This is a genomic window from Marinomonas lutimaris, assembly GCF_019426345.1.
GTDB lineage: Bacteria > Pseudomonadota > Gammaproteobacteria > Pseudomonadales > Marinomonadaceae > Marinomonas > Marinomonas lutimaris.
Map to the genome: position 1 here is coordinate 14,218 of NZ_JAHLLW010000001.1, position 22,198 is coordinate 36,415.

The 22,198-nt window shown below is 44.7% G+C and carries 18 protein-coding genes and 1 riboswitch; of the genes, 10 read left to right on the forward strand and 8 right to left on the reverse strand.

The genetic code is table 11. From position 1 onward, the window contains the following. Positions 1-62: 62 nt before the first annotated feature. A riboswitch (yybP-ykoY riboswitch) is annotated at positions 63-266 on the forward strand. An 8-nt stretch (positions 267-274) separates the two neighbouring features. From KPL72_RS00065 to KPL72_RS00075, 3 genes are all read left to right on the forward strand, one after another. Further along, on the forward strand, positions 275-841 hold the full coding sequence (locus KPL72_RS00065) for a TMEM165/GDT1 family protein (protein WP_212916957.1): 567 nt from the start codon (positions 275-277) through the stop codon (positions 839-841). Between the two features lie 64 nt (positions 842-905). Continuing rightward, complete coding sequence (locus KPL72_RS00070) at positions 906-2,762, forward strand: DUF294 nucleotidyltransferase-like domain-containing protein (protein ID WP_212916958.1); 1,857 nt, start codon at positions 906-908, stop codon at positions 2,760-2,762. A gap of 15 nt (positions 2,763-2,777) precedes the next feature. Then, a complete protein-coding gene (locus KPL72_RS00075) occupies positions 2,778-3,479 on the forward strand; it encodes a 3'-5' exonuclease (protein WP_249422025.1) in 702 nt (233 codons plus the stop codon). Positions 3,480-3,518: 39 nt separating this feature from the next. On the opposite strand, the gene KPL72_RS00080 is transcribed toward KPL72_RS00075, so the two are convergent. From KPL72_RS00080 to KPL72_RS00110, 7 genes are all read right to left on the reverse strand, one after another. Next, positions 3,519-4,619 carry a LacI family DNA-binding transcriptional regulator gene (locus KPL72_RS00080; RefSeq protein ID WP_212916960.1) on the reverse strand — a complete coding sequence of 367 codons (1,101 nt, stop codon included), beginning with the start codon at positions 4,617-4,619 and terminating at the stop codon, positions 3,519-3,521. A gap of 113 nt (positions 4,620-4,732) precedes the next feature. Next, positions 4,733-6,352 (reverse strand): alpha-glucosidase family protein, encoded by a 1,620-nt coding sequence (locus KPL72_RS00085; protein WP_219701036.1) that lies wholly within the window; start codon positions 6,350-6,352, stop codon positions 4,733-4,735. Between the two features lie 82 nt (positions 6,353-6,434). Next, positions 6,435-7,535, reverse strand: a complete 1,101-nt coding sequence (locus KPL72_RS00090) for an ABC transporter ATP-binding protein (RefSeq protein ID WP_219701038.1) — start codon at positions 7,533-7,535, stop codon at positions 6,435-6,437. 72 nt (positions 7,536-7,607) lie between these two features. Beyond that, positions 7,608-8,750: a carbohydrate ABC transporter permease gene (locus KPL72_RS00095; RefSeq protein ID WP_219701039.1), complete on the reverse strand. Its 1,143-nt coding sequence runs from the start codon at positions 8,748-8,750 to the stop codon at positions 7,608-7,610. Between the two features lies 1 nt (position 8,751). Beyond that, positions 8,752-9,762: a carbohydrate ABC transporter permease gene (locus tag KPL72_RS00100; RefSeq protein WP_212916964.1), complete on the reverse strand. Its 1,011-nt coding sequence runs from the start codon at positions 9,760-9,762 to the stop codon at positions 8,752-8,754. A gap of 104 nt (positions 9,763-9,866) precedes the next feature. After that, a complete protein-coding gene (locus tag KPL72_RS00105) occupies positions 9,867-11,219 on the reverse strand; it encodes an ABC transporter substrate-binding protein (RefSeq protein WP_219701040.1) in 1,353 nt (450 codons plus the stop codon). A 444-nt stretch (positions 11,220-11,663) separates the two neighbouring features. Then, positions 11,664-12,635, reverse strand: coding sequence for a carbohydrate kinase family protein (locus tag KPL72_RS00110; RefSeq protein ID WP_219701041.1), 972 nt, complete (start codon positions 12,633-12,635; stop codon positions 11,664-11,666). A gap of 241 nt (positions 12,636-12,876) precedes the next feature. Between KPL72_RS00110 and KPL72_RS00115 the strand changes: the two genes are divergently transcribed. From KPL72_RS00115 to ushA, 7 genes are all read left to right on the forward strand, one after another. Further along, entirely contained in the window at positions 12,877-13,611 is a 735-nt protein-coding gene (locus KPL72_RS00115) for a response regulator (protein WP_249422026.1), read from the forward strand. Then, positions 13,601-15,067, forward strand: a complete 1,467-nt coding sequence (locus KPL72_RS00120) for an ATP-binding protein (protein WP_212916967.1) — start codon at positions 13,601-13,603, stop codon at positions 15,065-15,067. The genes KPL72_RS00115 and KPL72_RS00120 overlap by 11 nt, the downstream gene beginning before the upstream one ends. 280 nt (positions 15,068-15,347) lie before the next feature. Further along, entirely contained in the window at positions 15,348-16,595 is a 1,248-nt protein-coding gene (locus KPL72_RS00125; RefSeq protein ID WP_212916968.1) for an ABC transporter substrate-binding protein, read from the forward strand. A gap of 95 nt (positions 16,596-16,690) precedes the next feature. Further along, positions 16,691-17,620: a carbohydrate ABC transporter permease gene (locus KPL72_RS00130; protein ID WP_212916969.1), complete on the forward strand. Its 930-nt coding sequence runs from the start codon at positions 16,691-16,693 to the stop codon at positions 17,618-17,620. Further along, on the forward strand, positions 17,613-18,515 hold the full coding sequence (locus KPL72_RS00135; protein WP_212916970.1) for a carbohydrate ABC transporter permease: 903 nt from the start codon (positions 17,613-17,615) through the stop codon (positions 18,513-18,515). The genes KPL72_RS00130 and KPL72_RS00135 overlap by 8 nt, the downstream gene beginning before the upstream one ends. Before the next feature lie 102 nt (positions 18,516-18,617). Continuing rightward, positions 18,618-19,727, forward strand: a complete 1,110-nt coding sequence (locus tag KPL72_RS00140) for an ABC transporter ATP-binding protein (RefSeq protein WP_212916971.1) — start codon at positions 18,618-18,620, stop codon at positions 19,725-19,727. Between the two features lie 252 nt (positions 19,728-19,979). Then, entirely contained in the window at positions 19,980-21,587 is a 1,608-nt protein-coding gene (gene ushA / locus KPL72_RS00145) for a bifunctional UDP-sugar hydrolase/5'-nucleotidase UshA (RefSeq protein ID WP_219701042.1), read from the forward strand. Positions 21,588-21,677: 90 nt separating this feature from the next. Here ushA and KPL72_RS00150 read toward each other — a convergent pair whose 3' ends face one another. Continuing rightward, entirely contained in the window at positions 21,678-22,196 is a 519-nt protein-coding gene (locus KPL72_RS00150; protein ID WP_212916973.1) for a hypothetical protein, read from the reverse strand. Between the last annotated feature and the right edge of the window lie 2 nt (positions 22,197-22,198).

Consider the following 22,198-nt stretch of genomic DNA (forward strand, 5'->3'; position numbering starts at 1 on the left):
ACAGCGCGAATGACAATTATAGAGTGTTCGCGTTGTTTTCTTTTTGTAAGTACTCTATTATCAGCACCCTCTTAGGGGAGTAATCTTCTTTGCACATACCCATTGGCGTACTGCAAAGATTCTTTGTCAACATAATCGAGCCTCAAGCTCGTGGCAAAGAAGTCCTGATCCGATAAAGTATCGACAGGGTTGATGAGACTTAAGGCAATGACTTGGCTCAGGTGGGCTCAGGTTCGTTGTCTTTTGTTTATTGCCCACCTAGGACCTATCAAAAATGGAAGCACTACTCACTTCTATCTCTACTGTTGCCCTTGCTGAAATGGGAGATAAAACCCAACTTTTAGCCTTATTCCTTGCTACGCGTTTTGCGTCTAAATCTTCTATTGTTCTTGGTATTCTTGTTGCGACATTACTCAATCACGCACTGTCCGCATGGCTTGGCGTTGAAGTTGCTCAATGGATTCCAGAAAGTGCTATCAGTTGGGTCGTTGGTTTAAGCTTTATCGCCGTTGGCTTATGGTTATTGATCCCAGATAAAGACGACAGTGAAGACAATAACATGCTGAAATATGGTGCGTTTGGTGCAACATTTGTGTTGTTCTTTCTTGCCGAAATCGGTGACAAAACTCAAATCGCAACCGTCTTATTAGGCGCTCACTATGGCAGCGTCTGGATGGTCTTGCTAGGCTCAACAATAGGAATGATGTTGGCAAATGTACCTGTAGTGTTTGCAGGCAATTGGATAATGGAAAGAATCAATGCCAACCGCATGCGTCTGCTTGCTTGTTTACTTTTCCTGATCATGGGAATCGTGACAATAGCGACACCACTGCTTCAATAGGTAAATAGATAGGCATTTCATAAACTGGCTCGTTAAACCGCCTCTAATAAATAGGAATGAAATAATGGATGTCGAATTAACTGAAATACTCGAAGCACTTTGTCAGCACGCGCCATTCAATGAGATTGCTGACGATCCGCAGCTCAATGATATGACAAAAGAAATTGAAATTCGTTATGTTCGTACTGGGGAGTGGGTCATTGCACCGAGTGCGCCGAACAATACTCTTTTCTTTATTCGTAGTGGTGCTATTGAGGTTCTTAGTAAAGAAGATAAGTTAATTCGACGTATGAATGAAGGCGAATTATTCGGCTATTATTCCTTACTACGTGGCGGTAAATCTTCACAGTCCATGCGAACCATCGAAGACAGCTTATTGTATTGTATTCCTGCTCGATGGTTTCTTAAGCTCTATGAAGAAAACGATATTTTTTCTGATTTTTTCGAATTGGCTCGCGAAGTACGTTTGCGCGTTGCGATGGAATCGCAAAACTCAGATGTATCCTTAATGACCTGCCCTGTCGTTAGCCTTCTAAGACGGCCACCAATTAGCGCAGACATCAGCTCAAGCATTCTTAATGCTGCCCAAATTATGGCTGAACACCGTGTCTCTAGCCTGCTAATTACGGATAAAGATGAGTTAATTGGTATCGTCACAGATAGAGACTTACGCACTCGGGCCGTTGCCGAAGGACTTGCCTACGACACGCCCATTTCAGACATCATGACTCGCAATCCGATTGTCATGGACAGCGGAGACTACGCCTCTGAAGCGGTGTTAAAGATGATGGAACGCAACGTTCACCATATTCCCATCGTCAAGAATGGTCGTCCTATTGGTGTGGTGAGTACAGGAGACATCATCCAAAAAGAAAGTCACGGCAGTGTGTATTTGATTAGTGATATTTATAAGCAAACCAGTATAGAAGGCTTACAAAGTATCAGCCGTAAGATGACGCACACCTTCACCCAACTTGTGCTCGCGGATGCCAATACACAAATGATTGGCAACGCGATGTCGCACATAGGCACTGCTTTTGTGAAACGACTGTTGCAACTAGCCGAAGAGAAATACGGCCCTCCGCCAGTACCTTATTGCTTTATCGCCCTAGGTTCACAAGCAAGAGAAGAACAAACCATTAAAACAGACCAAGACAATGCGCTGATTTTGAGTGACAAATACAATAAAAAACTACACGGCGAGTATTTTGAAGCCCTGACAGATTGGGTTTGTAATAATCTTGATAAATGTGGTTATGACTTATGCTCTGGTGACATCATGGCATCGAATCCTCGTTGGCGCCAACCGCTCAGTGTTTGGAAAGATAACTTCAGTGAATGGATACAAAAACCTAAGGCCGAGGCGCTACTACGACTGTCTATCTTTTTTGATCTACGTGGTGTCTATGGCGATAAAACCCTTGCCCTACAGCTAAACCAGCACATACGTAAAGAGGCTCAAGAGCATTCGGGCTTTTTAACCTTTATGGCAAGAAATGCCAACCAACGTAAACCACCTCTAGGCTTTTTCCGGCAGTTTGTGTTGGATGGCGAAGGCGAACAATCACGTACTTTCAATCTAAAAGAGAGAGGCATTGCGCCAATTATCGATATCGTTCGAGTTCATGCCCTAGCTTGCGGTAGCGATAAGCTCAACACCCTAGAGCGCATTGAAGACATCGAGGCCGCTGGATTATTGCCAGGAGGACGAGCCAAAGACCTTACGCTTGCTTTAGAAATGATTGGTATGATTCGTATTCAACACCAAAGAGAACAAATCGAGAATGGTGAAGAACCGAATAACCACGTCAACCCTGAAAACCTGTCCTCCTTTGAAAAACGTAATCTTCGTGATGCTTTTCACATTGTTTCGCGCCAACAGGAATTTATTAAATTCCGTTACGCAGGGAAGCGCAGCTAAATGGGAAAGTTACTCATGAAGAATCAGTCCAAAGAAGGCATTCAAGACTGGCAAGCCATGTTTGCAGAGTGGGCAGAAGAAGCGCCAGAAGGCCCACTGAAACGCTATTATCAAGCGGGAATGATTGCGCCACAAACGGCATTAAAAGATACGCCTTTGCTGGCCTTAGATTTAGAAACAACAGGACTTGATCCGAGCCAAGACGAAATCATTAGTCTTGGGATAATCCCTCTCAACAACAAAACAATACGTTGCCAAGGTGCAAAATACTGGATGGCAAAACCCGAACGATCACTGAACGCCGAATCCGTCACCATCCATGAAATCACTCACTCTGAATTGGAAGAGGCACCACGACTTCATGCCATTTTAGATGAAATTTTAATGGCGCTCACTCATCAAGTCATCGTCGTGCATTGCGTTGCTATCGAACGTCAGTTTTTGCTGGAAGCGTCGATGAAAATCTATGGATTCCCACTGTATTTTCCTGTGCTAGACACCATGGACATTGAACGACAAGCCACTTTTAAACCTTGGTGGCAGCGCTTTGGCAGACGTCCTTCGTTACGCTTAGACGCATGTCGCCAACGCTATAAACTACCTCGCTACAAAGCCCATCATGCACTCACCGATGCTTTGTCATCAGCGGAATTATTACAAGCACAAATTTCCTACCACATGGACCCAAATGCCAATATTTCCAACTATTGGGTTTGAGCACTTTCACTTCGTTGCCAGCCCTATCGGCGTTTGCGATTAAGCAAGCACCGATTCGGCCGGTACGGATTCCACACTATCAGCAACAGATGGACAGCTCTCGCGAATCACTAACTCGGTTTCTAGCACAACGTCTTTGGCCTCTCGCAGCCCTAAAAATACCTCAGCGGCAACACGACCTTTTTCCACTGTGTGCTGGTGAATTGTCGTAATAGAGGGGTGAATGTTAGCGCTTTCAGCAATACCATCAAAGCCAACCACTTGCAGGTCTTCTGGCACACGCAAACCTAAATGCAAGGCGGCTTGCACCGCTGCAATAGCAATACAATCACTCATACAAAGTAATAGTTGCGGGCGCTTAGCCATAGTCAAAGCTTCACGGGCGGCCTGATACGCCAATTTATGGTTGTTCTCAGGAATATTCCAAATATGCTCGGATGCAACTGACAACTGATGCTCTTCCAAGGCTTGAAAATAACCATACAAGCGCTGAATAGAGATGGATGCGGCACGATCAAACAATTCGTCTTCACGTATGCGGCACACGCGATCTGTCGCTAGCAGACTCAAACCCAAAATAGCCACGGCTTCAGGCTTATGCTTTAAAGCATGACTAGCAATTCGATAGGCGCCACTGTGGTTTTCAATGTTGACCGACGTCGTACCAGGAATGAAACTATCGACGGTAATGATGTTCTTATTTGGCATCAGCCAAGGTGCATTAATACATTGCTGTGGTTTGTGACCATAAACAATAAAGCCATCCACCATAGAAGATTGCATACGGCTTTGTGCATCTTGCTCCACTTGATCCGAAGACAGTAGCAACATATTGTATTCGTTAGCTTCAAAGACTTCCGCCATGCCTTTTAGAAACTGATTCGCAACAGGATCAGTTAAGCTGTAACTAAGATCATCCGACAGTACAATTCCAACGATACCCGTGCGTCCCGTACGCAAACTACGTGCGGCGGCGTTTGGACCAAAGTAGCCCATTTTCTCGCATTCGCTCAAAATGTTTTCGCGCAAAGTCGCCGACAATTGATCTGGTCGATTAAAAGCATTTGAAATGGTTGCCGTGGAGACTTCTAATCGTTCAGCAACGTCTTTTAAAGTCAGTTTTTTTATGTTTTTTGTCATACTAACTACTCGCAAACCAAAAGAGCTTCGACAAACAAGCCGATTTACGCAAAACGCAAATCGGCTTGAGGTGACAAAGCTCTATTAAAAAGCTCAATGAACTAGGCTATGACCTAATGCAGCTTAGCAAAGAAAGCTTGATAAGCTGGTAGGGTCAATGCCTCACCATCCAAAGTCGATTCAAAACCATGCCCCTGCATCACTTCTGCAACATCAGCATTTAGCCTTGCTTGCTGTACTTCGCCTGTCATGTTCAAAACAACCAGAAGGCGAGAACCTTCGTATTCACGCACCAAAGCGATTAATTGCTCATTACCAAGATCAAGCTGAGACAATTCGCCATTCATTAAAGCTGGCTGTTGCTGACGCCAATGAATCAGCTGACGCACCTTATGCAACAAAGCCTCAGGATCGGCCTCTTGTTCAGCCACACTCAATGGCAACTGCTCTTTAGAAACAGGCAACCACGGCTCAACCGTAGAAAAGCCACCTAATGTCGATTTATCCCACACCATCGGCGTACGGCAGCCGTCACGACCTTTAAAAACTGGCCATAGCGGAATCCCATAAGGGTCTTGAATACGCTCAAACGGCACCTCAGCCTCAGGTAAACCAAGTTCTTCACCTTGATACAAACAAACACTGCCACGTAGAGACAAAATCAGCGCTAACGCGATTAGAGGATAAGCTTTGCCATCTTCGTCTGCACCCCAACGAGTGCGAGAACGCACCACATCATGGTTCGATAACGCCCAGCAAGGCCAACCATCACCCACAATGTTATTCATGTCCGCCAAGGTTTTGCGAATGTATTCAGGCGAATGTGGCTTATTCAAAAAATCGAAGGTATAAGCCATGTGCAACTTATCGCCACCAGATGTGTATTCCGCCATACGTTTCAAAGGGAAATCATCACCAATCTCGCCCACCATAGTGCTGCCTGGGAATTCATCCATCATGGCACGTAAATCCTTTAAGAAGTCCAAGTTTTCAGGACGACTCAAATCATAAACATGTCGTTGATAAGTGTAAGGATTATCGTGTGGCGCACCCATGGTTTTTGGCTCACCAGCTGGCACAGGTGGATTGTCTTCCAAGCCTTCACTGTGGAAATAGAAGTTCACCGTATCTAATCGGAAACCATCCACACCAAGCTCTAGCCAAAAACGCATATTATCTAAATGCGCCTGACGAACGTCTGGATTATGGAAGTTAAAATCTGGCTGAGACTCTAAGAAGTTATGCAAATAATACTGCAAACGACGGCTGTCCCATTTCCATGCACTGCCACCAAAGATAGACAACCAGTTATTCGGCGGAGAACCATCCGGTTTCGGATCAGACCATACATACCAATCGGCTTTCGGATTGGTTTTGTCTTGACGACTTTCTTCGAACCAAGGATGAACATCAGCCGAATGGCTAATCACCTGATCGATCATGACCTTTAAACCTAGCTCATGGGAGCGATCAACCAAGACTTTAAAGTCTGCCAACGAACCAAACATAGGATCGATGTCACAGTAATCCGATACATCGTAACCAAAATCTTTCATTGGAGAAGTAAAGATAGGCGACAGCCAAATAGCATCAACGCCTAATGAAGCAACATAATCCAGCTTGCTGGTAATACCAGCTAGATCACCAATACCGTCGCCATTTGCGTCCATAAAACTACGTGGGTAAATTTGATAAATAATCCCACCTTTCCACCAGTTCAGATTGGTTGTCATCAGACTCTCCAAAAAAGATAAAACGTGGAGCAATACCCAAAAAGTACTGCCCAATTAAAAGAATAACAGGCTGACTAGCCTATTAGCCTTTACGTAAATAAGACTGCTCGTTTTCATCAAACAAATGCATTTTTTCAGCAGGCGCGGACAAATATACTTTATCCCCACGCTTAATGTTCAATGTACCAGCTTGCTTGGCAATCACCATCTCGTCTGCGCCAGGGATTTTCACATACAGTAAAGTCGCTTCACCAAGGGATTCGACAAAGGATACGTCACCAGAAAAAAGACTTTCTTGCTCAGCAGAGACAACGACCAAATCTTCTGGACGAATACCAAAGAAGGCAGGTTTCGCTTGCTCACTTGATTCCGTCACGATAGGCGTTTGAATAGACGCAGAAGCCGACAAAGACACCAAGGTTTGAGCGCCAGTTTGTTCAATACGACAAGGCACTATGTTCATCGCTGGCGATCCTATAAATTTCGCAACAAAAACATTTGCAGGATGCTCATAAAGCTCCAATGGCGAACCCACTTGTTCAATATCACCGCCAGACAACAATACGATGCGATCTGCCAAAGTCATGGCTTCTACCTGATCATGGGTCACATAAATCATGGTTGAGTCAGGCATGCTGTCTTTCAAATTGGCGATTTCCATACGTGTTGCCACACGAAGTGCCGCATCCAAGTTAGATAAAGGCTCATCAAACAAGAAGACTTTCGGACGACGCACAATGGCACGGCCAATCGCCACACGTTGACGCTGACCACCAGAAAGCGCCTTAGGTAATCGATCTAAATACGGCGTTAATTGCAGCATATCCGCGGCTTTACGAACTTGTTGGTCAATATCAGCTTTACTTGTTTTAGCAATTTGCAAACTGAACGCCATGTTGTCATACACCGTCATATGCGGGTACAAGGCGTAGCTTTGAAACACCATCGCAATACCACGCAATGCTGGCGGCACGTCATTAACCACTACGCCATCAATTTCCAATGTACCAGCAGAGATTTCTTCTAATCCTGAAATCATCCGCAATAACGTAGATTTACCGCAACCGGATGGACCGACGAAAACAATAAATTCGCCCTGCTTGATGTCCAAATTGATGTCTTTTAATACTTCAACATTATTGGAATAAATTTTCTTAACATTGGTGAGTTTTACATCAGCCATGATTCTACTGCCTCAATCTAAATTCATACCTTAGGTGAGGAGCAAACGCTCGACTCACCTGCCTAGGTTTTGTTATTTCACCGAGCCTGCTAACAAACCGCGTACTAAATAACGCTGTAAGCCAAAGAAGACACACAAAGGAATAATGATGGTAATAAATGCAGACGCAGTCAGGATTTCCCAGTTACCGCCACGAGAACCCAACAATTCACGAAGCTGGCCCGTTAGCACCATGTGTTCTGCATCATTACCAAGGAATACCATGGCAATCAGCAAATCATTCCACACCCAAAGGAACTGAAAGATGGCAAATGACGCCAATGCAGGAAAAGACAGCGGTAATACAATCTTACGGAAAATATCAAAATCAGAAGCACCATCAACACGCGCTGACTCAATAATTTCTCTTGGTAAACCAACAATATAGTTGCGCAGTAGATAAATCGCCAACGGCAAACCAAACCCCGTATGCGCTAACCAAATCCCCACGTAAGTTTTCGACCCAACGCCAAAAAACTCACCGATCAAGTTATAAGTTTTCAATAGCGGAATCAGCGACATTTGTAGAGGCACAACCAACAAGCCCACCACAGCAGCTACCAGCAACGCTCGGCCAGGAAAACGCATCCACGCCAAAGCATAAGCCGCAAACGCCGCGACAAGAATCGGAATAATAGTCGCTGGAATAGTGACGGTTAACGAGTTTATAAACGACTTACCCAAACCTTCGGCATTCAAAACTTCACGATAGTTTTCTAAGGTAAAGCGCGGTGGAATCTCGGCCGTATAGAAAATACGGTCGCCTCGAGAACCTTTCCACTCCACAGGAGAAGAAAATGCGTAGTCGCCGTTTTCCATGACTTGCAAAGTCTCACCTTTTTTAAGCTCAGCCACGGTTCCAACCTCAAACTCATCCGGTCGTAACGAACTAGAACCAAATTGAGTGATTACCCCTGGCGCCCCTTCGAATAGGTTTCCGCGAATAACAAAGCGATCACCCTCTTGAACTTGTTTTTTCGGTTCATGGGCACGCGCCACAAGGCGCTGCTCTGAGGTCGCCAGTGCAGTCCACCAGCCAGACGTAGAAAGCTGATTTTTATCTCGAATAGAAGAGATGAACAAACCCGCTGTCGGGATCGTCCAGATAATCACCAGGAACAAAACTGTTGCATGAACTAAAAAAGTTAACGGAGTGCGTTTAGATGACGTAATCATATTAACGCCCCTCCATTTCGGCATTAGCGCGGCGAATATTCCACACCATAATTGGGATAACCAGAACCATAATAACCAACGCAATCACCGCGCCACGACCAAAGTCGCCACCGCCATTAAACATCCAACTAAACATCTGGTTGGCCAACACTTGGGTGCCCCATTGAGCATTCGTCATAGCCAATACGATATCAAATACTTTCAAAACCAAAATGGTAATCGTGGTCCAGACCACCGCAATGGTTCCCCAAATTTGCGGTACCATAATTTTGTAGAAAATCTGAAAGCCATTGGCGCCATCTAACACTGCCGCTTCAATGGTTTCATCTGGAATACCACGTAATGCAGCCGATAAAATAACCATGGCAAAACCGGTTTGAATCCAGATCAAGATGACCATCAAGAAGAAGTTGTTCCAAATCGGAATCGTTAGCCATGTCTGAGGTTCTCCACCGAAGAAGACTACCAAAGCATTTAACAAACCAATTTGATCTTCGCCGCCAGTACGAAAATCGTAAATAAACTTCCAAATAACCGACGCGCCTACAAAGGAAATCGCCATCGGCATAAAGATCAAGCTTTTCGCAATATTGCCCCACCAAATGCGGTCTGTCATGGTCGCGATAATCAAACCAAAAAACGTTGCCGCCGTTGGTACAACAATTAACCACAACATGTTATTACGAAAAGATTCATAGAACTCATCGCTACCAAATAGCCATTTGTAGTTCGCTAGGCCAACAAACTCTTCGCCACTGCGGCCATAAAAAGACAAACGAATAGAATCAATAACAGGATAGAAAAGATAAAACGTCAGTAGTAAAACCGCTGGCCCCAAAAACAACCAAGGACGAATATTGTTCGCTACACGTAAATTACGAGCGACAACAGCAGCAGCGCCACTTTTGGTTGGGAACAGTTTATCTAAAAGGAAATTTGAACCGTAAAAATACGCGGCACATCCCATAACACCTAGAATCATGGTCACTAACGCCGAGGCAAGCTGTCCCATAGAATCTCCAAAATATTAATACAGTGACTATTAAAAACGGTCAACCGCTTTACTTAAAACAAAAAGCCCTAGAGCGAGAATGCGCTCTAGGGCTTTTAAAAGAATTACTTTAAGGCATCCCATGTTTTTTGGATGTCATGAGCCACTTCTTTAGCGTCTTTACCGCCAGTGTAGTCAACCATCCCAGTCCAGAAAGAGCCAGCACCGATTTTACCTGGCATCAAGTCAGAGCCGTCAAAACGGAACGTCGTCGCGTAGCGTAAGATCTCGCCTTGTTTTTTCGCCGCTTCACTTGAGTAAACTTCAGGGTTTGCTTTCAAGTGTGCAGAGATAAAGCCAGTTTGCGCCATCCACAACTCATGAGCGATTGGTGAACGAATGAAGTCGATAAAAGCGCGTGCGCCTTTAGAATCATTCGTCACACTCATCAAGGTTCCAGCACCCAATACTGGGTTACCTAAATCTTTAGACGCATAAGATGGGAAGTAGAAGAAATCAGCGTCTAGACCCAGTTTCGTTCCTTCAGGGAAAAACGCAGGAATGAACGACGCTTGACGATGCAGGTAACATTTAGGCGGAGATTGGAACAAGCCTTTAGGGCTATCGCGGAAGTCAGTAGACGCTACAGCGCCTGCACCACCATCAACAAACTTGTCATTACGAGCAAACCAACCAAATTCTTCGATGGCGCCCACTACGCGTGGATCATCAAACTTAATTTCGTTAGTTACCCATTTATCATAAACCGACGCTGGCTGTGTACGAAGTAGTAAATCTTCAACCCAGTCAGTTGCTGGCCAACCTGTCGCCGCACCAGAACCCAAACCAATACACCAAGGCGTTCCACCGTCTGCGACGATCTGTTTGGTTAAAGCTTTTAAGTCTTCCATGGTTTCAGGAACTTCGTAACCAGCATCTTCAAAGTTATCTGGTGAATACCAAACCAATGACTTCAAATCTGCACGATAGAAAACACCGTAAAATTCTTTTTCACCTTTCTTGTCTTTAAAGGTCGCTAGGTCCACCCAAGACTGGCCCGCTGCGTAATCTTTTTTCACGCCATCTTTTACAGTATCGCTAAGTGGCGTTAAAAAGCCTTTTGCCGCTAAATCTGCTGCCAAACCTGGTTGAGGGAAAACAGAAATATTAGGAGCGCTGCCCGCTTGAGTATCAATAACGATTTGTTGTTCAAAAGAATCAGAACCAGCGTATTTCACTTTGGCGCCTGTGGCTTCTTCGAAGTAAGCAACCACTCGCTCAAAATTAGTTTTTTCGTCACCAGTCCAAGGACCAAAAATAGAAACAGTTTCACCAGACAGCTTGGTAGATTTCAGAGCTTCATAGCTGCTCCAACTAAAACGAGAATCTTCACCAGGCTTAAACAAGAGGTCAGCTGCGTGCACAGCGTTTGCGGAAAGTGTCAGGGCAACAGCCACAGACAAAAGAGATTTTTTCATCATTGCTCCTTACAGGCCCGCTTGGGAAAACCCTAGCACGCCTTTGTTTTTATTATCGTAGGTCGAAACAAGGTAAACATATCTTCTATAAGGATTAAGAAGGAATTAGATTATTAACAAACAAAACCCGCGCTTCAAGCGCTTCACCTCCTTAATATTGACTTAATTATTTTTAAAATTTAGTAAATGTACCAAAAATTACAAATCTTATTTACACAACCCAAACAGTATAAAAAACCAACAAAATCAGGTTTTCATCATGAATTCAGCAAGTTAATGAACAATTTTCAACCAACTAACGCTTCTTTAATTCTTTATTTTTACTCAATTAAAGGGCTTTTTTTAGACATAAAAAAAGCGTGGCTAGCCACGCTTCTTGTTAGTATAAATAGACTTAATATTCTCTTAACCGTTTTACCAAAATCTAAGCAGAACGCGCCTTACTTAAAACTGGCTTAACTGCACTTGTGCTTCACTCAAGGAGGGCAAAGAAGGATACGCCCCCAATTTCGTCACAGAATTCGCACCACACGCTGCAGCAAAGCGCACAATATCCACTAGCTGTTGTTTGGCTAAAGCAGATAACGCAGCACGATCACCACCTTGTTCTGCCAGTTTATAAAGCAAACCGCCAACAAAAGCATCACCTGCCGCTGTGGTATCTTTCACTTCAACTTTTGGCGTAATTACTTCGCTTACGCCATGAGTCGCGGTATAAAAACGAATTGAGTTGCCGCCATCAGTTAACACGAACAAAGTCACGCCAGCAGCAAGAGACTGCTCAATTAGCGCAAATGGATCTTCTGCTAATACAGTCAACTCTTCTAGGCTGGCTTTCACCACATCACCGCTTTGCATCCAATCGATGACGCGTTTTGTATCCACTTGCCCGTTTGGCCAAAGGTTCATGCGCAAGTTTACATCGATACTCACGATCCAATTCGACGCACGAGCCATGCTCACACCCGCCAAAGTAGCCTTAGTAATATCTGCATCGGTCAGAGTGTTAGAACAAGTATGGAACACACCTTTGCTGTCTGCAAACCAAGTCGCATCAAAATCACTTTCGCGGAACAGAATATCCGCAGAAGGGCTACGATAAAATTCAAAGCTACGCTCGCCAGTTTGATCTAAACTGACAAACGCCAGCGCTGTTTTGGCTTCTTTGGTCATCAGCATATTGCTCGTATTGACGCCGTAGCCATCAAGAGACTCTTTTAAGAAATGACCAAACGCATCGTCACCTACTTGGCCGACGAAGTGACTATTGCCACCTAAGCGAGCCACAGCAACGGCAACGTTCGCTGGCGCACCGCCAGGAAATTTAGTAAAAGATTCAAGCTCTCCCGCTTTAGTTGCTCCATTAGAAAGGAAATCGATCAAGGCTTCGCCGAACGCCATTACTTTTGTTGTCATTATTGTGTTCTCTTGTTGATTCGCAGACTAAGCTACGCTGATAAAATAATATTAGGCGAAAAATTATGCAGGGGAGAAAGCATTAAATCAATTTAATTTATTTAAAGGCTATTTCTCTCAAGCTTATTATGGGCAATTGGTTCACTGTAAGTTTCTTGCTAGACTCAAAGCCTACATAACAATTTTTATAATTACTTTCTTATAATAACTAACAGACCTTAACCTTCCACTGAGCAAGATAATGACCAACGCAAAATGTATCTATGTTGTAGACGATGACGACGAGATTCGCTCCCTGCTCAAAACTTACTTAGAAAAACATCAGTTTACGGTGCTAACAGCCGATTCTGGTGAAGCTTTTTTAGCCAATTTTCGAGCTGAGCAAGACGTTGACCTTGTCATTTTAGACATCATGCTACCAGGGCAAGATGGTTTTGCGGTTTGTCGCTCTCTACGAACGCAGTCACAAGTTCCGGTTATCATGCTGACGGCAAATTCCGATGAAATGGATCGCATTATCGGCTTAGAGATTGGTGCTGATGACTATCTTGCAAAGCCCTTTAATCCGCGAGAGCTTTTGGCTCGGATTAAGGCTATTTTGCGTCGTATGGAACACACCGAAGTCATCGAAGCTGCACCGGTTGCTCATCGTTTCTATCGCTTTGCGCAATTTACTTTAGATACGCTGTCGCGTGAACTGCACTTTAAAGACGAAAAAGAGTCGTTATCCGGCGCAGATTACAACCTTTTAATGCTGTTCTTAACTCATCCTGGAGCTGTGCTCACCCGCGAACTTATCGCCGAAAACACGCGTGGACGCGACAGCGCCCCACTGGATCGCTTCATCGATGTCCATGTTAGCCGCTTGCGTCAACGATTACGCGAAGATGCTCGCCAACCACAGTTGATCAAAACCATTCGTGGTCAAGGTTATATATTAACCGCTAGCGTCGAAGCCATTAGTGATGCCCGTTAATACACCGATCAGTAAACGCTCACGGATTAAGCGCTGGTCACAATCGCTTACGGGGCAAATTCTAATCATCATGGCGCTGGGTGTTGCCAGCGCCCAGTTCATCAGTTCAACAATCTGGTTGCGCCAACTGGAATCCGATACCGAAGAAAACGTGCGAGAAGTGTCTAAACACATGGCATTTCGTATCGCCGCGACCGTCAGCTATTTCACCTCTTTACCAACCAATTATCGCCATATTGTCATCGATCAATTGCAAGATATGGGTGGTACGCGCTTCTTTGTAACACTAAACAAAGAAGAAATTCGTATCAATAACATCCCTGATTCTGCGCTTAAAGACATCGTCAAAAATGAAGTTCAGTCGACTTTGATTAAACAGCTGGGAATCCATAATGCCAAAATTGCCTTTTCCAGCCCAAGTGATTTGCATGTTATCAACAACCAGATACGCCTTGTAGACTTGCCCGAACGTTGGGGGCACCACAGTTTATTGGTCAAACCTCTTACGCCACCGATCATTGTTATTCAAATCCCCATCAACGACAAAGATTGGCTGTATTTGGCGAGCCTTATGCCAGATCCGTATTTTCTGGATGGTAACTCAGCGCTAACTGGCGACCGTTTGTTTTCCATGGCAATGTCTGTGGTGACTGTGCTACTTCTTAGCATCATCATATTAAGACGCGTCACTCGTCCACTGGCTACCTTGGCGCGAGCTGCAGAACGTTTTGGTCAAGGTGATTGGAAACCCATAAAAGAAGTAGGCAGTGTTGAAGTGCGTAATACAGCTAAAGCCTTTAACGATATGCAACGGCGTATTCAACGTTATCTCAATGATAGGGAAAGGCTGTTTGCGTCAATATCCCACGATTTAAAAACCCCCATCACTCGCTTACGGCTGCGCGCTGAAATGTTGGACGAAGACGATACTCGTGATGCCATGATCCGTGATCTTGAAGATTTGGATATGTTGGTAAAAGGCGCTCTACAGAGCGTAAAAGAAACCGATATTCATGAAAATCGTATTGAAGTAAACATTTCTAGAATGCTCAGGGACATGCAATCCACAGCGAACTTACACGGCATCACACTAACCGTGGTAGGTGAGTTACAGCACCCTTTTATTGGTAAACCTCTTGCTATAAAGCGCTGCCTTGGCAACCTTGTCGACAATGCCTTGTATTACGGAAAAACGGCCATTGTGTACATTGAAGACGATGAAGATGAAGTCTGTATTCGTGTTTGTGACCAAGGGCCAGGTATTCCGATAGATAAAATGGACAAAGTTTTTCAGCCTTATACACGTCTCACACCAGATCATTCAGGACACCCTGGCGGCATGGGATTAGGATTAAGCATTGCACGAAACATTGCCCGCGCTCACGGTGGTGAAGTCACCTTGAGTAACCATATACAACAAGGCTTAGAAGCCAAACTATGGTTACCAAGACATTGATTTTGAGCCATCAAGGCGACTTGTTTAGTGATCTAAAAACGAAATAAATAGGCATGTAAAAAGCAAACAAAGGTCACGCCAAAAAGCATTCTTGCAAGACTTTGTTACAATTGGTTGCTCTACTTTACCCTCCCTTGTCAAATCCTTTGCTAAATTCAGTAACTCGAACACTCGCTTAAGCTGACCTTCAGGAAGCGAAGTCGACATAAAAAATAACGCGACATCAAAGTCTATAAAATGTCTTTGATTGGATGATATAACAATAACAAAGGTTCCTATCATGAAAAAAATTGCTTTCGGTTTAACCACAGTTGCACTTTCTCTAGCCGCGGCTACTGCTCAGGCTGGTGAAGTAGAAGTTCTACATTGGTGGACATCAGGTGGCGAAGCCGCTGCGATCAATGTACTTAAAGAAGAAATGGTAGAAGCTGGCCACACTTGGAAAGACTTTGCAGTCGCTGGTGGCGGTGGTGAATCTGCCATGACAGTTCTAAAATCTCGTGCTATTTCTGGCAATCCTCCTTCTGCCGCTCAAATCAAAGGCCCAACCATTCAAGAATGGGGTGATTTAGGCTTCCTAACAAATCTTGATGATGTTGCTAAAGCGGGCGAGTGGGACGTTATCCTTCCTCAAGTTGTTAGTAACGTAATGAAGTACGACGGCCACTACGTAGCGGCTCCAGTAAACGTTCACCGTGTAAACTGGATGTGGGCTAACCCTGAAGTATTCCGTAAATCAGGCGCGTCTATCCCAACTACTTGGGAACAATTCATTGTTGAAGCGAAAAAGATCAAAGCAGCTGGTTTCACACCACTCGCTCATGGTGGCCAAAACTGGCAAGACGCTACTTTGTTCGAAGCAATCGCTTTGTCTAAAGGTTCTAAATTCTACAACAGCGCGTTTATCGGATTGTCTGACAAAACCCTTCGTAGCCAAGACATGATTGACGTGTTTGATACTTTCAAGAAAATGCGCGAGTTCGTTGATCCAGGTTTCTCTGGTCGCGATTGGAACATCGCAACGTCTATGGTTATCAATGGTGATGCAGCAATGCAAATCATGGGGGACTGGGCGAAAGGCGAGTTCACGGCAGCAGGCAAAAAAGCCGGCATCGATTACGTTTGTTACCCAGCGCCAGGCACAAGCGGTTCTTTTACTTTCAACATCGACTCTCTAGCCATGTTTAAAGTGGATGGCAAAGACAAGCAAGCGGCTCAAAAAGACCTTGCGCGTTTGATTCTTGAACCTAAGTTCCAAGAAACATTCAACTTGAACAAAGGCTCTATTCCAGTTCGCTTGAATATGCCTCGCGATAAGTTTGATACTTGTGCACATTCTTCAATGGATGCGTTCCTAGCAAGCTCAACGACTGGCAACCTAGTACCAAGTATGGCTCACGGCATGGCTGTGAACTCTATGGTTCAAGGCGCTATCTTTGACGTAGTGACTAACTTCTTCAATGACGAGTCTATGACGTCTAAAGAAGCAGTAGACAAGCTAGCTCGTGCTGTTAAAGCAAGTATGTAATATCTAAATCTGCAAAGTCCTCGTTTGCAGTAAACATACGAGGCTGGCATCTGGTCAGCCTCGTCTTAATACCTCCGAATAGTGAAGCATCAACTATGAATACTAAAGCCGCCAATTCTGGGTCAGGACAGACTCAGTCAGGACGTCCTGCGCGCCTAAGCTTGGCCGATTGGATGCCTAAAATCGTCATGGCACCAACGGTACTGGTTACCTTAGTGTGCATTTACGGCTATATGATTTGGACAGCCGTACTCTCTTTCACTGGTTCTCGCATGTTGCCGTCGTACAATTTTGTCGGCTTCGAACAATACGAGCGCCTATTCAACAACGACCGCTGGATGGTAGCCCTATCCAACCTTGGTATTTTCGGCGGCCTGTTTATTGGCATCTGTTTGTTCCTTGGCGTTACCTTAGCTATTTTCTTGGATCAAAAAATTCGTGCTGAAGGCGCGATCCGTACTATTTATCTTTACCCAATGGCGATTTCCTTCATCGTGACAGGTACCGCTTGGAAATGGTTGCTTAATCCGACCAACGGTTTAGAAAAAATGATGATCGACTTTGGTTTTGTAAACTTCAAGTTCGACTGGTTGATCAATCCAGATATGGTTATTTACTGTTTGGTTATCGCGGCTGTTTGGCAAGCATCTGGGTTCGTTATGGCGCTGTTCTTAGCTGGCCTGCGTGGTGTTGACGGCGATCTTATCAAAGCGGCACACCTTGATGGTGCCAGCACATTTACCACTTACCGTCGTATTATTCTGCCTTCTTTGAAGCCAGTATTCTTTAGCGCCTTGGTTGTTCTGTCGCACATTGCCATTAAGAGTTTCGACTTGGTCGCGGCATTGACCAATGGCGGACCAGGTTATGCATCTGATTTGCCAGCTAACTTCATGTATACCTACACATTTACTCGTAGCCAAATCGGCTTAGGTTCGGCGTCTGCTATGGTGATGCTAGGTTGTGTATTGGCGATTTTGGTTCCTTATTTGTACTCTGAATTGCGAGGTAAACGCCATGAGTAACCTTAATTCTACAAGTAAAAATGCCGTTGGCCGTAAAACGTCTGGCCTAGACAAACTATTACGCGTTGCCTTGTACACTGTACTAATCGTCGTTGCGGCGTTTTATCTGATGCCGTTTATCGTCATGTTGATTACTTCCCTAAAAGACGTTGAAGAAATTCGTACAGGTACGCTACTTTCTTTGCCTGCTTCCTTGCATTTCGACTCTTGGTCAAAAGCGTGGTCAAGCGCTTGTACAGGTAGTAGTTGTGGTGGTATTTCGCCTTATTTCATGAACTCGTTTCAAATCGTGTTACCGGCAGTGGCGATTTCTACTTTAGTGGGCGCCATTAATGGTTATGTTATTTCCCTATGGAAATTCCGTGGTAGTGACTTTTTCTTTGCGGCGATGCTTGTAGGTTGTTTCATTCCGTTCCAAGTTATTTTGTTGCCAATGGCACAAACACTAGGCTGGTTAGGTATTGCCAATACCACTTCAGGTTTAGTCTTCGTGCACGTGGTTTACGGTGTGGCATTTACGACTTTGTTCTTCCGTAACTTCTACCAGTCTATTCCTGGTGAATTGGTAAAAGCGGCTCGCCTAGATGGCGCTGGCTTCTTTACCATTTTTTACCGCATCATTTTGCCCGTTTCTACGCCTATTATTGTGGTAACAGTGATTTGGCAGTTTACGCAGATTTGGAATGACTTCTTATTTGGTGTGGCGTTCTCTGGTTTTGACACTCAACCAGTAACGGTTGCCTTGAACAACTTGGTAAACACCAGCTTCGGTGGCAAGGAATACAACGTCGATATGGCCGCAGCCATTATCGCCGCTCTACCAACACTGGCCGTTTACGTGTTTGCAGGAAAATACTTCGTCCGAGGCTTAACAGCTGGCGCGGTAAAAGGCTAATAACGCTGCTAAGCAACCTAGCGAACATCGATAAAGACAAAATGCACTCGTGCCTTTTTACCTAACACAGTACGAGTGAACTAAAAAATTCGGAGTAATAACATGGCAAACCTAGTCATTGATAATGTTAAAAAACGCTACGGCGAGACTGAGATCTTAAAAGGCATCAATATTTCTATCAAAGCAGGTGAATTCCTGATTTTGGTTGGCCCATCTGGTTGTGGTAAATCCACGCTGATGAACTCAATTGCCGGTCTTGAAGACGTCACTGAAGGCCGCATTCTAATCGCCGACAAAGACGTGACTTACACTAGCCCAAAAGATCGTGATATCGCGATGGTGTTTCAGTCTTACGCCTTGTATCCAAATATGACCGTAGAGCAAAACATCTCTTTCGGTTTGGAAATGCGCAAAGTGCCAAAAGAAGAGCGTGACGTGGAAGTACAGCGCGTCGCCGAGCTTTTACAAATTAGCCATTTGCTAGACCGTAAACCAGCGCAATTGTCTGGTGGTCAGCGTCAACGTGTTGCCATGGGGCGCGCCTTAGCGCGTCGCCCTCAGCTTTACTTGTTTGATGAGCCATTGTCTAACCTAGACGCTAAATTGCGCGTAGAGATGCGTACAGAGATCAAGAAGCTACATAAAAAGCTGGGCACAACCATCGTTTACGTAACCCACGATCAGATCGAAGCCATGACACTGGCGGATCGCATCGCGGTAATGAAAGATGGGCAAGTTCAACAACTTGGTACACCACAAGAAATCTACGACAACCCAGCGAACTTGTTCGTTGCAGGCTTCATGGGTTCACCAGCGATGAACTTCATTCCAACCAAGGTCGTCGAACAAGGTGGCGTACCTATGTTGGAACTGGCCACCAGCACAACCGTTGCACTGCCATTCCCAAAACCAGAATCACTAAAAGATTACGTAGGCAAAACCATCCTACTTGGCTTGCGCCCTGAAATGATCACTGAGCCTCAGCCGCACAAAGAAGGTCAGCCTTTTGTGACAACGACAGATGTCGAAGTCGAAGTGACTGAGCCAATGGGTGCTGACACCATGATTTTGACTCGTGTTAACGATGCCGAAATCAACTGTCGCTCTAACCCAATGTACCCAGCGGATGCTGGCTCAATCATCAAAATGATGTTTGATACGTCCAAAGCGGTTGCCTTTGACAAGGAATCTGGCCGACGTCTGGATCTTTAATCGCTCACAAAGCTAACGGTTAGACACTTTTAAGCAAGCCTGCCACAGAATGTATTTCACTGCGGCAGGCTTTTTTTTGTGAAAAACGTCAGGTTTTTGCACAAATGGTCAAAATTACTGCACAGTCTCTCGAACTTGTCACAAATTTGAGATACATTTTGAGAACTGTAATCAAAAAAGCGACTCCATAGTGGCATTTGGTTATCTCGAATCGAAAAACTGCCGACTAATATCATGTAAAGGAATCAAACCATGAAATTTACCAAGCGTTTTATCACGCAACTGGCCATTACTGGTGTCGCATTATCTGTGACAGCATGCTCTATTATGGGGCCACAAAAGCCAGATTGGAAAGAAGACAAAGAATATCGAGTCACCATCTTACACACTAATGACCATCACGGTCGTTTCTGGCAGAACGACAAGGGCGAATACGGCATGGCCGCTCGTAAAACCTTGATCGATAACATTCGTGAAGAAGTAGCGCTAGACGATGGTAACTCTTTGTTGTTATCCGGTGGTGACATCAACACGGGTGTACCTGAATCTGATCTACAAGACGCCGAGCCAGATTTCCGCGGCATGAAAATGCTCAAGTACGATGCGATGGCGTTGGGTAACCACGAGTTCGACAATCCACTTTCTGTACTGAAGAAGCAACAAGAATGGGCTGGCTTCCCTTTCCTTTCTGCCAACATTTTAGATGCGAAAACAGGCAAACCTTTGTTTGACGCCTATAAAATTTTCCAAGTTGATGACCTAAAAATAGCGGTTGTTGGATTCACTACAGACGACACGGCTAAGCTAGGTAACCCTGAGTTCCTAGATGGCATCAAGATCGAATCTCCTATTACTGTCGCGAAAAAACTGATTCCTGAACTCCGTAAAAAAGCTGACCTAGTCATTGCGGTCACTCACATGGGGCATTACCAAGATGGTAACTACGGCGGCAATGCACCTGGCGATGTAACGCTAGCCCGCACTGTTCCTGGTATTGATGTAATTGTGGGCGGTCACTCACAAAATCCTCTGTTCCAGCCTGACGAACAAAACGGCACCCTAATTCTACAAGCGCACGAATGGGGCAAATACGTTGGCCGCCTAGACTTCGTCTACAAAAATGGCGCGATTGTTTGGTCTCAATACAAACTTATTCCAGTTAACTTGAAGAAAAAAGTCACCAATGCTGATGGCAAATCTGAGCGTGTTTTCATCGAAGACGAGATAGTCCAAGATCCAACCATGCTTGAGATGTTAACGCCATTCCAAGAAAAAGGTCAGAAAGAGCTTAATATCGAGATTGGCTTCTCTAATACAGATTTTGTTGGTGACCGCGATATCGTTCGTACTCAAGAAACCAACTTAGGTAACTTGATTGCTCTAGCAATGAAGCAAAAAGTGAATGCGGACATAGGCGTCATGAACTCTGGTGGTATCCGTGACAACTTAGAAAAAGGTGTCGTTACTTATAAAAGCGTTTTGAAAGTTCAGCCTTTCGGCAACATGGTGTCGTATGTTGATTTCACGGCTGATGAGCTAACGGATTATCTTTCTGCTATTGCAGCGAAACAAGCGGGAACTGGCGCATTTGCTCAGTTCAGCGGTGTCGCTCTGACACTAAAAGATGACAAAGCGACTAACATCATGGTGAACGGTAAAGCGCTAGACGCAGGTAAAACTTACCGCATCGCGATGAATAACTACTCTGCATCAGGCGGTGATGGTTACCCAAAAATCGTGGATCATCCAAACTACGTTAACTCAGGTTATGTAGATGCAGACGTTCTAGTGGAATATATCCAAAAGAATTCACCACTTGATGGCGCTAAATTCGCTCCAACAGGTGCTGTGAAGCGTTAATAGAAAGGCAAAGCCCACAAGAAAGCCCCAATAGGCATCTATTGGGGCTTTCTTATTAGTCACCTTAAGAGAAACGGCTTAGCAAAAGAGTTACTCTTTTTTATAGGATAAGGACCATGTCAAAGGTGTCGGTAGTTTTTCAGATTCTAACTTCACTGTGAACAGCAATTCATCATCACTTACTTGTTTCCAAGTATTGGTGCGTTTACCTCGCTCGGACTCAAGAATCACCACCACGGAATCAGCTGTTTGCTGGTAGGTGCCTGATATCTCAATATCTTCTTCGTCTTTCTTAATCACTTCGCCATTAGCGGTAAGCGGTATGTTATCGGCTTTAGCATCGTCACACTGCCACTGGAACTGTTCGGTTTGCCAACCTAAAGTCCATTGCTGACAAATTTGCGTTTGCTTTTTCAACACAGGTCGCGCCAAAGCACGAATAAAAAAATTCATCTCTTGCGCCACATTTTCAACCGCTTCGTCCAACTTGGCCTGCGTGCTATCTGCGTCTTGCAATATCCACTTCCCTGCCAAAACATCGCCCGATGCTTGCGCACCTGAACTAAGCGCCATAGCGGCAACTATTCCAACACCAATCAGTTTCTTCACCT

Bases quoted from the DNA above. Each gene is read 5' to 3' on its own strand.
- KPL72_RS00065 (WP_212916957.1), top strand. From the start codon at position 275: ATGGAAGCACTACTCACTTCTATCTCTACTGTTGCCCTTGCTGAAATG.
- KPL72_RS00070 (WP_212916958.1), top strand. From the start codon at position 906: ATGGATGTCGAATTAACTGAAATACTCGAAGCACTTTGTCAGCACGCG.
- KPL72_RS00075 (WP_249422025.1), top strand. From the start codon at position 2,778: ATGAAGAATCAGTCCAAAGAAGGCATTCAAGACTGGCAAGCCATGTTT.
- KPL72_RS00080 (WP_212916960.1), bottom strand. From the start codon at position 4,619: ATGACAAAAAACATAAAAAAACTGACTTTAAAAGACGTTGCTGAACGA.
- KPL72_RS00085 (WP_219701036.1), bottom strand. From the start codon at position 6,352: ATGACAACCAATCTGAACTGGTGGAAAGGTGGGATTATTTATCAAATT.
- KPL72_RS00090 (WP_219701038.1), bottom strand. From the start codon at position 7,535: ATGGCTGATGTAAAACTCACCAATGTTAAGAAAATTTATTCCAATAAT.
- KPL72_RS00095 (WP_219701039.1), bottom strand. From the start codon at position 8,750: ATGATTACGTCATCTAAACGCACTCCGTTAACTTTTTTAGTTCATGCA.
- KPL72_RS00100 (WP_212916964.1), bottom strand. From the start codon at position 9,762: ATGGGACAGCTTGCCTCGGCGTTAGTGACCATGATTCTAGGTGTTATG.
- KPL72_RS00105 (WP_219701040.1), bottom strand. From the start codon at position 11,219: ATGAAAAAATCTCTTTTGTCTGTGGCTGTTGCCCTGACACTTTCCGCA.
- KPL72_RS00110 (WP_219701041.1), bottom strand. From the start codon at position 12,635: ATGACAACAAAAGTAATGGCGTTCGGCGAAGCCTTGATCGATTTCCTT.
- KPL72_RS00115 (WP_249422026.1), top strand. From the start codon at position 12,877: ATGACCAACGCAAAATGTATCTATGTTGTAGACGATGACGACGAGATT.
- KPL72_RS00120 (WP_212916967.1), top strand. From the start codon at position 13,601: ATGCCCGTTAATACACCGATCAGTAAACGCTCACGGATTAAGCGCTGG.
- KPL72_RS00125 (WP_212916968.1), top strand. From the start codon at position 15,348: ATGAAAAAAATTGCTTTCGGTTTAACCACAGTTGCACTTTCTCTAGCC.
- KPL72_RS00130 (WP_212916969.1), top strand. From the start codon at position 16,691: ATGAATACTAAAGCCGCCAATTCTGGGTCAGGACAGACTCAGTCAGGA.
- KPL72_RS00135 (WP_212916970.1), top strand. From the start codon at position 17,613: ATGAGTAACCTTAATTCTACAAGTAAAAATGCCGTTGGCCGTAAAACG.
- KPL72_RS00140 (WP_212916971.1), top strand. From the start codon at position 18,618: ATGGCAAACCTAGTCATTGATAATGTTAAAAAACGCTACGGCGAGACT.
- ushA (WP_219701042.1), top strand. From the start codon at position 19,980: ATGAAATTTACCAAGCGTTTTATCACGCAACTGGCCATTACTGGTGTC.